Annotated in this window: 11 protein-coding genes; 7 read left to right on the top strand and 4 right to left on the bottom strand. The window is 70.8% G+C overall.

Annotation, left to right across the window (positions count from 1 at the left end):
- Window positions 1-10 precede the first annotated feature (10 nt).
- On the bottom strand, window positions 11-598 hold the full coding sequence (locus tag H504_RS0125650; RefSeq protein ID WP_035306099.1) for a hypothetical protein: 588 nt from the start codon (window positions 596-598) through the stop codon (window positions 11-13).
- Between the two features lie 105 nt (window positions 599-703).
- Between H504_RS0125650 and H504_RS0125645 the strand changes: the two genes are divergently transcribed.
- Together H504_RS0125645 and H504_RS0125640 are read left to right on the top strand one after the other, a co-directional pair.
- Window positions 704-1,138, top strand: coding sequence for a hypothetical protein (locus tag H504_RS0125645; RefSeq protein ID WP_157440632.1), 435 nt, complete (start codon window positions 704-706; stop codon window positions 1,136-1,138).
- Window positions 1,128-1,676 carry a hypothetical protein gene (locus H504_RS0125640; protein ID WP_026425116.1) on the top strand — a complete coding sequence of 183 codons (549 nt, stop codon included), beginning with the start codon at window positions 1,128-1,130 and terminating at the stop codon, window positions 1,674-1,676. The genes H504_RS0125645 and H504_RS0125640 overlap by 11 nt, the downstream gene beginning before the upstream one ends.
- Window positions 1,677-1,685: 9 nt before the next feature.
- Here the strand turns inward: H504_RS0125640 and H504_RS40520 are convergent, their stop codons facing one another.
- Both H504_RS40520 and H504_RS0125630 read right to left on the bottom strand, forming a co-directional pair.
- The gene (locus H504_RS40520; protein WP_084468207.1) at window positions 1,686-1,964 is read right to left on the bottom strand and encodes a hypothetical protein; all 279 of its coding nucleotides are present in this window, start codon (window positions 1,962-1,964) and stop codon (window positions 1,686-1,688) included.
- Window positions 1,965-1,981: 17 nt separating this feature from the next.
- Entirely contained in the window at window positions 1,982-2,425 is a 444-nt protein-coding gene (locus H504_RS0125630; protein ID WP_026425115.1) for a VOC family protein, read from the bottom strand.
- A gap of 102 nt (window positions 2,426-2,527) precedes the next feature.
- Between H504_RS0125630 and H504_RS0125625 the strand changes: the two genes are divergently transcribed.
- On the top strand, window positions 2,528-5,065 hold the full coding sequence (locus H504_RS0125625; protein WP_035306097.1) for a helix-turn-helix transcriptional regulator: 2,538 nt from the start codon (window positions 2,528-2,530) through the stop codon (window positions 5,063-5,065).
- An 86-nt stretch (window positions 5,066-5,151) separates the two neighbouring features.
- The gene (locus H504_RS0125620) at window positions 5,152-5,730 is read left to right on the top strand and encodes a hypothetical protein (RefSeq protein WP_035306089.1); all 579 of its coding nucleotides are present in this window, start codon (window positions 5,152-5,154) and stop codon (window positions 5,728-5,730) included.
- A gap of 45 nt (window positions 5,731-5,775) precedes the next feature.
- Here H504_RS0125620 and H504_RS0125615 read toward each other — a convergent pair whose 3' ends face one another.
- Complete coding sequence (locus H504_RS0125615; RefSeq protein ID WP_026425112.1) at window positions 5,776-8,601, bottom strand: RNA polymerase sigma factor; 2,826 nt, start codon at window positions 8,599-8,601, stop codon at window positions 5,776-5,778.
- Between the two features lie 182 nt (window positions 8,602-8,783).
- Between H504_RS0125615 and H504_RS36970 the strand changes: the two genes are divergently transcribed.
- The 3 genes from H504_RS36970 to H504_RS0125600 all read left to right on the top strand — a co-directional run bounded on the left by H504_RS36970 (window position 8,784) and on the right by H504_RS0125600 (window position 10,821).
- Window positions 8,784-9,758 (top strand): sugar ABC transporter substrate-binding protein, encoded by a 975-nt coding sequence (locus H504_RS36970; protein ID WP_051386261.1) that lies wholly within the window; start codon window positions 8,784-8,786, stop codon window positions 9,756-9,758.
- A 61-nt stretch (window positions 9,759-9,819) separates the two neighbouring features.
- The gene (locus H504_RS0125605; protein ID WP_026425111.1) at window positions 9,820-10,251 is read left to right on the top strand and encodes a nitroreductase family deazaflavin-dependent oxidoreductase; all 432 of its coding nucleotides are present in this window, start codon (window positions 9,820-9,822) and stop codon (window positions 10,249-10,251) included.
- Window positions 10,252-10,359: 108 nt separating this feature from the next.
- A complete protein-coding gene (locus H504_RS0125600; protein WP_026425110.1) occupies window positions 10,360-10,821 on the top strand; it encodes a cupin domain-containing protein in 462 nt (153 codons plus the stop codon).
- Window positions 10,822-11,023 lie beyond the last annotated feature (202 nt).

The following is an 11,023-nucleotide window of genomic DNA, read 5'->3' as shown; positions in this document are numbered from 1 at the left end:
GGGTGGGGTTTTATGCCTCTGTGGTGAAGAAGGACACCATGTCGCGGTAGGGCTGGTGGGGGGTGGTGTCCTTGGTGAACCAATAGGTTTGGGGGGTGGTGGCTTGCCAGGTGTGGTGGTGGGTGCTGATGGCGTTGACGAAATCTGTGGCGAGGTGGGCGGCTTCGACGAGGTCTTGGTCGGGGGTTTGGGAGCTGGCGCCGACTATTTGGCCTCGGATGTTGGCGGAGTGGCCGTAGCGGAAGGCGCCGGTGCCGCAGAGGTGGGGGTCGGTGAGGGCGGCTTCGCCGTGGTTTCGGTTGAGGCGGCGGTGGCTTGCGGCTTTGGCGGCGGCGTTGGGGAGGAAGCGGGTGGCGTCGTCGCCGATGGTGAGGGCGGCTAGGACGGCCTGGTGGTGGGGGACCCAGGGGTCGGCGGTGGGGTCCATCATGACGAATGCCATGGAGGTGCGGTTGTAGTGGCCTGCGGCGTGGTTGTGTTCGATGCTGGCGGCTCGGTTGCGGGCCAGGTCGAGCAGCAGGGCGTGTAGGTCGTCTGCGTCGAGCATGTAGCTGTACGGGTTGGTGCGTGCTTTTACGCGTACGGTCAGACTGCTCAAGTGGGGGCTCCTTGGGTCACGGGGGGTGGCGGCCATCCTCGCACGTCGGGGCATGTGTCACCCTGGGGTTGACAGGGCTTGGCGGCGTGCAGCACGCTTGAGCGTATGGCTCGTCAACCCCGGGGTGACATGTGGGCGGCGGTGCTGGCGCATCGGCCGGTTGAGGTTCGTGACTCGGTGCGGGATCGCTTTGTCGCCAATGGGGTGACGGCGGGGCAGGTGGGGGCTGTGCTGGCGGACGCGGGGGACACCCTCTGCGCGGCGGCCACCGGGGCGGACGAGGGGTGGGCCGACTACTTCGGCGGGGCGGTCGCGGTCGCGTTGCTCGCGGCGGAGGTCAGTGCGTTGGTGGCGCACCTCAACTCGCGGGCGTCGGCGGTGCGGGCGCGGGCGGTGCGGGAGCTGCTGGACGAGTACAGCGCCGTCTCGGTCGCGGCGCACCTGGGTGTGGCGCGGCAGAAGGTTTACGACATCGGCCGGGGGCAGCAGGACCTGGACACCTTCATCGACGAAGTCCCGTGGAGCAATCATGATCACTGAGCTGGTCGACCTGCCCGATCCGGCCGTGCGGCCGCTGGTCCACCCGCTGGACCTGTCGGAGGCCCGGGGGTGGTTCCGGGCCTCCTGGGCGCTCACCGTCGTGGGGCACCCGGTGGTGGGCCTGTTCGCGGCGACATCGGTGTGGTCGTTGAGCGGTGGGTATGTCGTGCCCTGGTTGGTGGGGGCGGTCGTGATCGGGTTCGGTGCGCTCGCCAGTCGCTACTTCGCGGGCGCGGCCTGGGCTTTCATCCCGGGGAAGCGGCAGGACCGGGCACGGGTGGCGTCGATCGCGTACGAAGTGGTGGCGCAGGTCGTGTTCGGGGCCGCGCTGGCCTCGACGTTGCTGTTGGTTGTGCGCAGGCTTGAGCAGCCCGATGTTCCGGGTGATGTCCACGCGGTCACGGCCGGGATCGCCGCCACGGTGGCGTTGGTGGTGTTCGGCCGGTTCGTGGTCGACGTGGTCCGGTCGCGACGCGCGTGGTGTCGGTTGCCCAGTGTTGTCGCGGTCATCGTTGGTGTGTTGGTGTTCGTGGTCTGAACGAGGCGTCTAGGCGTCGGTGGGGTCGCCCCAGTCGTGGCCGCCTGCGGCGTAGTGGAGGACGTCCTGGTCTGTGGGGGTGAGGGGATGGCTGGTCGGGGCGGTGGTGCCGGTGGGGTCCACGCGGGTGGGGAGGTGGGCGAAGCGGTGTTCGCGGGTGAGGTGTTCGGCGTACCAGCGGGGCCAGTCCGGGTCGGGGTGGCCGGTGCGCTGTTCGTGGCGGGAGTGCGCCTCGGCGGCTCGGCGGAGGGCCTGTTCGAGGTCGGCGGTGTCGCGGAAGGTGATCATGGGTGGGCTCCTGGGGGTCAGCGGCCGGGGAGGCGGGTGGTGATCTCCTGCAGGACCCAGCCGTTGCCGTCCGGGTCGGTGAAGGAGGCGAACGAGGCGTAGCTGCGGCGGGCCGGGTCGGGGCCGGGGACCCGGCCGGTGGTCCCGGCGCGGTGGAACACGCCGTCCGCGTCGTGGAACACCGGGCTGACGGCCACGCCGTGGTCGACCAGGAACGCGTGCGCGGCGGTCACCTCGGCGACGACCAGGTGCAGCCCCTGGGCCGACCCGGGCGCGGCCTCGGTCAGGCCGGTACCGAAGATGATCGACGCGCCGGAGCCCGGCGGGGTGAACTGGACCACCCGGAACCCGTCGGCGCCCGCGAAGTCGGCGTCCAGCCGCCAGCCGAGGGCCTGGTAGAAGTGCTTGGCGCGATCCACGTCCGCGACGGGCAGGACCACGACCTCAAGGCTCATTTCCATGGCTCAACGATCCCGCCGCGATGACCCGGCTCGCACCCGTGGAACACCCTGGTCCACCGGTGACCCGGGGGTGGCTTGCGAGTCACTGACTAGAGTGGCGGCATGGGGTTGCTCGGCAGGCAGGACGAGTGCGCCGCCATCGACCGGCTCCCCGAGCGGGCGCGCGCGGGCCGCAGCCAGGTCCTCGTCCTGCGTGGTGACCCGGGCATCGGCAAGACCTCCCTGCTCGACCACCTCGCCGGGCACGCCCCGGGCTGCCGGGTCGTCCGGGCGGCTGGGGTCGAGTCCGAGCAGGAACTGGTCTACTCCGGCCTGCACCAGCTCTGCGCCCCCTTCCTCGACCACGTCACCCGCCTGCCCGGACCCCAGCGGGACGCCCTCGGCACCGCGTTCGGGCTGAGCGCGGGTGGCCTGGTCAACCGGTTCCTGGTCGGCCTCGGGGTGCTGACGCTGCTGGCCGAGGTCGCCGAGGGCGAGCCGTTGGTGTGCCTGGTCGACGACGCCCAGTGGTTGGACCGGATGTCCGCGCAGGTGCTGGCGTTCGTGGCGCGCAGGCTGCTCGCCGAGCGGATCGCGCTGGTGTTCGCCACCCGCGACGCCGCCCCCGAGCTGGCCGGGCTGCCCGAACTTGTCATCGGTGGACTGAACAAAGTCGACGCCGGGGTCCTGCTCGACTCGGTTGTGCCGGGCCCGGTCGACCCCAGGGTGCGCGACCGCGTCATCGCCGAGGCCCGCGGCAACCCTCTTGCCATCGTCGAGTTGCCGCGCGCGTGGACCGAAGCGGAGCTGACCGACGGGTTTACCGCCCAGCGGGCCGACGTCGAACAGGGTTTCGTCCGCCAGGTCGACCGCCTGCCCGCCGACACGCGGCGACTGCTGCTGGTCGCCGCTGCCGAGCCGCTGGGGGATGCCACGCTGCTGTGGGCCGCGGCCGGGGTGCTCGGGCTCGGCGCCGACCCGGGGACCGCGGCGGAGGAGAGCGGGTTGATCGAGTTCGGGCCGCGGGTGCGGTTCCGCCACCCGCTGGTCCGCTCGGCCGTCTACCGCTCCGCGTCGACCCGCGATCGCCAGGACGCGCACCGCGCCTTGGCCGAGGTCACCACCGAACCGGACCGCCGAGCCTGGCACCGCGCCCTGGCCACCGTCATCCCGGACGAGGACATCGCCGTCGACCTGGAGCGTTCCGCCGACCGGGTCCGGGCAAGGGGCGGTCTCGTCGCGGCCGCCGCTGTCCTCGAACACGCGGCCCGGCTCACCCCGGCACCCGACCGCCGGGCCGACCGGGAACTCGCCGCGGCCCGGCTCAACCACGCCGCCGGTGTGCTCGCTCCCGCGCTCGACGTGCTGACCTCGGTCGACGCCGGTCCGGTCGACGTGAGGCGCGCTGCCGAGGTCACCTATCTGCGCGGCCGGATCGCCGTCGACCAGCGGCGGGGGAGCGAGGCGGCCGGGTTGCTGCTCGACGCCGCCCACCGTCTCGCCCCGCTCGACCCCGACCTCGCCCGTGAGGCCCACCTGGCGGCGATCCGAGCTGACCCGTCGACCGCCGCGGCCGCCCGGTCCGCCCCGCGCCGAGAGCCGCCCCGCCCTGTTGACCTGGTGCTCGACGCGCTCGCCAGTCGTCTCACCGAGGGTTATACCGCCGAGCCCCTTGTGAAAGCCGCTGAGCACGACGGTGTCATCGCCGCCGAGTTGGGCGACTTCGCCACCGCGCGCACCGTCGCCACCCGCCAGGTCCAGCTCGCCCGGGAGATGGGCGCCCTGGTCACCCTCCAGTCCGCGCTCGACTTCCTCGCCCAGGTGGAGATCCACACCGGTGACCTCGTCGCCGCCGAGGCCGCCATCGCCGAGGAACGTTCGATCGCCGACGTCACCCGGACCGGGCCCGTCGGCCACGCCGGGGTTCTGCTCGCCGCGTTCCGGGGGCAGCAGGTGGACGGCCTGACCGAGTACGCGTCCGCCGTCCTCCACAATGGACTCGGGCGGCACGACACCGCCCTGGACGCCGCCGCCCGCGTCCCCGACCACGCCCTCGGCACCCTGATGCCCGCCACCGTCGAACTCGCCGAGGCCGCCTCCCGAACCGGCGACGACGCCTCGCTCGCCACCGCCCTCAACCGGTCGGCCGAACGCGCCCGCGCGACCCCCACCGACTGGCACCTCGGTATCGACGCCCGTTTCCGCGCCCTCGCCGCTCTCGGCGACCCCCACCACCTCCACCGCGAATCCCTGGACCATCTCGCGCGGACCCCGATGCGCGTGGACCTCGCCCGCGGCCACCTCCTGTTCGGCGAATGGCTCCGCCGCGAAGGCCACCGCGTCGAGGCCCGTGATCACCTCCGCACCGCCCACGACCACCTCACCGCCATGCGCGTCGACGCCTTCGCCGCCCGCGCCCGCCGAGAACTCCTCGCCACCGGCGAAACCGTCCGGAAACGCGCCGCCCCCGCCGACGAGGACCTGACCGCCCAGGAGTTCCACATCGCCCGCCTCGCCCGCGAAGGCCTGTCCAACCCGGAGATCGGCACCCGCCTGTTCATCAGCCCCCGTACGGTCGAATGGCACCTGCGCAAGGTTTTCACCAAACTCGGCATCCGCTCCCGCCGCCAACTGCGCGACCTGGTACTCGCCACTCCTTGACGCTCCACAGCGGAGCAAATCGGGAGAACCCGGGGAGATCGGGTCCTCGTCCGGCACGTCATGGCCAAACCCAGGAGGGAGTGGTCATGGACAGGTTCACCGGACCGAGACACCGGTCGATCGTGGTGTTCGACATCGCGAGCTCGTCCCGGTGGGACAACCCCGCGCAGGCGCGGGCCCGCCGGGCGCTGGATGTGTTGGTGCGGCGGGCGTTCCGCGCCGCGGGCATCCCGTGGTGGCGGCTGGCGGTCGAAGGGACCGGGGACGGGATGATCATCCTGCTGCCGCCTGGGATCTCCAAAGTGGACATCCTGGACCCGGTGGTGCCGAACCTGGTCCGGGTGTTGCGCGCGTACAACGCGGAGGTCGCCGCCCACCTGCGGATCCGGCTGCGGATGGCGGTGCACGCCGGTGAGGTCTTGCGCACCCGGTACGGCTGGGTGAGCGCGGACGTCACCAAGGCGTGCCGGATGGTCGACGGCGAGCCGCTCTACGCCGAGTTCGAGCGGTCGCCGGAGGCGGACCTGGTGGTCGTGGTGTCCGAGCAGATCCACGAATCGGTGGTGCGGCACGGCTATCGGCGGATCGACCCGGGCGACTACCTGCCGGTGCACATCGTGGTCAAGGAGTCCGACCTCGAAGCCCGGTTGCTGGTCCCGCGATGAGTGACCCGGCCCGGCGGCGGTCCGCACCGCCGCCGGGCCTCGGCCTCACCTGCGGACGACGAGTGTGCTGGAGCCCCGACCGGAGAACAGTCCGTCAAGGCCTGCTGGGAAGTCGACCCGCCCGCCGTCGGTCACCTGGAACGAGGAGTCGTTCAGGATGTGCTTGCCGGGCAACAGTTTCACCGTGTGCGCCGACCGGGCGTCCATGGTCCCGACGCCGCCGACCAGGACCGTTGACCGGCCCGTCGCGGTGGCGTCGATCGTGATGGGGAATCCGTGCAGGGCGATTGTCCCGGTGCCCGCGCCGGTGAGGATTCCGCCCAGGCCCGCGTCGTAGTCGATCTGACCGGTGCCGGTCACGACGAAGGGCACCGCGTTGCCGTTCGTCGTGAGGACCGACTGCCTGCCGGGGAGCAGTCGGACGACGTGCGTCGGCGCGGGCGTTGTGAACGCGACACCCGCGACCATCGCGTTGTAGTAGCTGATGTCCCGAACGTCGAGGGTGATCCGATAACCGTGCACCACCAACGTGTTCCCGCCACGACCAGTCAGGAGGCTGTTGGCGGAGGTGTCGTAGTCGATCCTGCCGTCAGCGGCCAGGACAAAGGGGACGAACTGGCCGCCGGCGGTTCGGAAGTTCTGCTTGCCGGGCAGCATTCGGAAGGTGCGAACCTTCTGCGGCACCGGCCAGCCCGCGCCGTCGAGGGTCGCGTTGGTGCCGTCCAGGTCGGTGTAGTCGACGGTGACGGGCAGGCCGTGCGCGGTCAGCGTTGAGGTCCCCGCTCCGGTGAGGATTCTGTCCATTGTGGAGTCGTAGGCCACGGTGCCGTCGTCGGTCACGGTGAAGGGGACGGTGTTGCCGTTCATCCCGTTCAAGGTGTATGAGCCGGGGACCAACCGGCGCGTGCCGACGGGGTTGTAGGCGGGCCAGCCGGTTCCGCTGACGGTTGTGTTGGCGTAGGACAGTTCCCTGGTGTCCAAAGTGATCTGGTAACCGTGCACGGCCAGCGTCGAGGTGTCCCTGCCGGTCAACAGGGTGTCCAGGGAGTGGTCGTAGGTCACCTGACCGTTGCCGGTCACTGTGAAGGGGAGTTGTTTGCCTGCGGGGAAAACCATGGCGTGCTTGCCGGGTAAGAGGTAGCGGGATCGGGTCGACGCGGTGGGCCAACCGGTGCCGGTGACAGTGACGTTGTAGTAGCTCACGTCATCGGTGTTGAGCGTTACCCGATGACCGTGCACGACCAGGCTGGGGGTCCCGGCGCCGGTGAGGGTGCCTTCCAGGCTCGGGTCGTACTCGACGCGGTTGTCCTGGGTGACCTGGAACGCGACCTTCGGGCCTGCCGAGACGGTCAAGGTGTGCGGGCCAGGTGCCAGCTTCAACTCATGGGTGTTGTGCGCGTTCAGCACCCCGGCCTGCCCACTGACGGTGAAGGTCTCGTAGGACAGACCGGTGACGTCGATGGTCACCGCCTTCGCGGCCGGGGCGGCCGGGGCAGTGGTGGGTTGCGGGGAGTTGGGCGCGGCGGTGGTCATCGGGATGGACGGTTGCGTTGTGGCGGCCTCGGTCGTGCTCACTACGGGCGCGTTCGCTGCTGGAGTGGTGGTGGTCGCGGGTGCCGGGGTTGGGGCGGCCACGCCGGTACCGGTCGATGTGGTGACGGCGACCGGGGCGAACGGGATCGGCGTGCCCCCGGTCGCCGGTGGCGGCGCGGTGGTCGTGCCGACGGTGTCGACGGTGTCGACCGTGTCGACGACGGGTAGGTCCCGGGGCGGCGGGTCCGCGAGGTCCCGATGGTCCTGGGCGAGCACGGCCAGCACGATCGTGGCCGCCGCCGCCGCGCCGCCCGCCGCGGCCACGACCCGCTGCACCAGGTCAGGGTGCTCTTGGACGAACCGGACCAGCCCGTCGAACCGTGGCAGCGCGGCCCGCACCCGGTCCACCGCGCGCACGTCCGCCAGGGTGAGCGGCGCGGGCACCGCCCCGAGCGCGGGTGCCTCGCCGGTCCGCAGGAACAGCCCGGCGATCGCCCGGCGCCGCTCGTCGTCGTCATCGGCCAGGCCGACCAGCCCGGGACCCAACGCCCACCTGCTGAGGTCCGAGGCCTGCCGGGCCCGCGGCGCGCACGCCCGGCACGCCTTGGCGTGCTTGAGGACCCGCCTCGCCTGGGCCGCGTCCAGCACCAGCCCGTTCGGCCGCAGCCGTTGCTCCGGGCGCAGCAGCCCGACCAGCGCGGCGCAGTCGCCCTGCCCGGTGCGGGCGATCATCAGCGCTGTCACCAGGTCCCGCATCCGCCGGTGCGACCGGTTGAACTGGCGGTTCACCACGTCCACCGGTCGACCCACCGCCCGCGCCAGCTCCGTGCCGACGACCCAGCGGTGCTGCCCGGCCTGCCGCAGGTGCTCGCCCATGATGACGGCCATGTCCCCGTCCAGCCCGCGGGCCGCGTCCAGGACGGTGCTCCACAGGTGCTGCCTGCTCAACTGGAACACCAGGTCCGCGGGCTGGTCCGGCAGGTCGGTCCGGTCCAGTTCGAGCTGCGGGTCCGTCGGCCGCTGCGGCAACTCCTCCGGTAAGGCGGTCGGCCTGTGCTCCTTCTGGTCGTACCACCTCTTGACGACGTTGCGCGCGATCCCGGTCAACCAGGCCCCGAACACCTCCGGCCGCTGCCCGTTGCGCAGCCCCTCCAACGCCCGGATGATCACCTCGCCTGCCAGGTCGTCCACATCGCCCGCGTCCACCCGCGACCGCAGGTACCCCCGCAGCCACGGGTGCCACTGCGCGAACATCTCCCGCCGGGCGGCGGCGTCACCCGCGCGCAACCGGTCCACCATCGATCCGTCGTTCCCCTGTGCGGCAGCCACCCTGTCCATGGCCAGTTCTCCCGAGGTCGAGCCGTGTGGTCGTGGGGTGTGTGGCGAGCGGGGCGCCGTTCTCCCCCGAACCGCGGAAGTTTTCCCCGCCATCCTCACCAACCACCCGCACGAGCGGAAGCAGCCGCCCCCAAATGCCCCGCTTCTGTCCACCGCGAGCGCGCACCGGGCACACTGTGGCGATGGCGCAGGTGTTCCTGGTGGTCTCCGCGTTCGACCAGAAGTACTGGCTCGGCGAACTGATCGGGCACGTGCTCGACGCCTTCGACCACGTCCAGACCGACGTCGTCCTCAAACGCCCCCGCCGCGACTACGACCGGCGCGGTGTGGTCCACCACCTGCGCCGCGTCTTGGCCCGCCGTCCCGACTACGCGGGCGGCGTCATCATGCCGACCAACCCCGACCACATGCGCGTCGACCTGGCCGAGTTCTGCGCCGAGTTCGCCCAACCGGTGGTGTTCGTCGACCTGGAGCCGTTCCCCACCGAGGCCGACTACCCGCCGGGTACGGCGTTCATCGGCTACTCACCCGGCGCCATCGGCGAGGCCGCGGCCCGCTGGCTGCTCGGCACCCTCACCCGCCGTGACCCGTTCGTCCTCGTGATCGCCAGCACTGAACACCCCGGCCGCCAGGAAGTCTTCGTCGCCACCCTGCGCGCCGCCCTGCCCGAGTCGACGGTGCTGGTCGACGACACCTGCGCCTTCCACCGCGCCGCCGCCCTCAACGCCGTGCGCGCCCGGTTGCTCGGCGGCCACCGCCCCGACGCGATCTTCTGTACGAACGACGAGATGGCCCTCGGCGCCGTCGACGCCCTGCGCTGGGAGGGTGTCACTGACACGGTGGTCGTCGGCGTCGACGGCATCGTCGAGGCGTGCGCCCAGATCGACACCGGTACCGGTCCGCTGCGCGCCACCGTTTGCCAGGACGGCTACGAGATCGCGGAGGGCGCCGTCGAACTGCTCCATCGACTCCGCGCGGCCAAACCCGTCCCGATCCGGACGTTCTTACCGCCCCGCGTCCACGCCAACCGCACCCGTGAATCGAGTCGAGTCCCGCACGGGACCTCAACCGTGCACAACGAGACCCACAACTCCGCCGCCGCCGCCTCCCTGGGTTCCGCCAACAACGTCTGGATCGTCAACCACTCCGCTGAGTGACGCGCGGTCCTGTCACCCGTCCGGGGGGAATGACGGCGGCGGTTCGGACGTTCACCGGGGCATGGCAGATGACACCGTTGAGCTCAGCCCCGAGCAGTTCGTGCGCGACCAGACCCAGCAGATCCTGGCGACCGGGACGACCGAGGGGATCAAGATCCTCGGCTCGCCGGTCGTGCTGCTGACCCTGCGGGGCGCGAAGACCGGCAAGCTGCGCTACACCCCGGTCATGCGGGTCGAACACGACGGCCGGTACGCGGTGGTCGCGTCGAAGGGCGGCGCCCCGGAGCACCCCACCTGGTACCACAACATCAAGGCCCACCCCGAGTTCGACCTGCAGGACGGCACCACCACCAAGACCTATGTCGCCCGCGAGGTCGACGGCCCGGAACGCGCCGAGTGGTGGACCCGCGCCGTCGCCGCGTACCCGTCGTACGGCGAGTACCAGGAGAAGACCGATCGGCAGATCCCGGTGTTCGTGCTCGAACCGAGGTAGGCACGGCGGGCCCGCTTTCCGGCGGGCCCGCTGTTGGTCTACGACCGTTGTTTATCGTCGATGGGAGCTGTTACCGTCGGTCGTCCAGGGGCGTGAGGATGGAGGACCATGGTCAGCCCGTACGAGCACCTGTTCGTCAGGAAGATGCCGAACTGCCTGGACGACCTCGTCAACGAGGGCGCGGCTGGTGGGGTGGTGGAGCCAGACAACATCGGCGAGTCGCTGGCGCTGATGCGGTCGCGGGAGGTGCCGGAGAGCAAGATCCACCTGACGTATACGTGGATTCACGAGTGCGATGCTCCGGTGGAGTGGGTCAAGGAGCATGTGCACGATTATGATGAGGTCCTTATTTGGCATGGTAACGACCCGGACAATGTTGATGATCTTGGTGCGGAGATCTATTTTGATGTCGCGGGTGTTCGGCATACGGTGACGACGAGCGGGTCGGTTTATATTCCGGCGGGGACTCGGCATTGTCCGTTGGGGTTCAATTGGGTGGCTCGGCCGTTTCGGTTCAGTGCGTTGTCGTTGAGTCCGAATTATTCGTCGGGTGGTGGGTTGGCGGGGTGAGTGGGTCCGGCCCTGCTGCGGCGGGGTCTGGGCTCTGGGCCTCGGCTGCGCCTCGGGGGTCGGCCTGGTCGCCTTCGGCGACGCCGGCCTCGGGCGCCAGATGAAAGCGGTGGTGCCCGTTGTGGTGAAGTTGTTTTGTTTGGGGCCCCTAGCGGTGGCCTGGGTAAGGCTAAAAGGCGGGGCCACTGGAAAGCGTGGCCTT

This window comes from Actinokineospora inagensis DSM 44258 (assembly GCF_000482865.1).
Lineage (GTDB): Bacteria > Actinomycetota > Actinomycetes > Mycobacteriales > Pseudonocardiaceae > Actinokineospora > Actinokineospora inagensis.
Note: the sequence above shows the minus strand (reverse complement) of the source record. Positions and strands in the feature narration are given on the sequence as shown.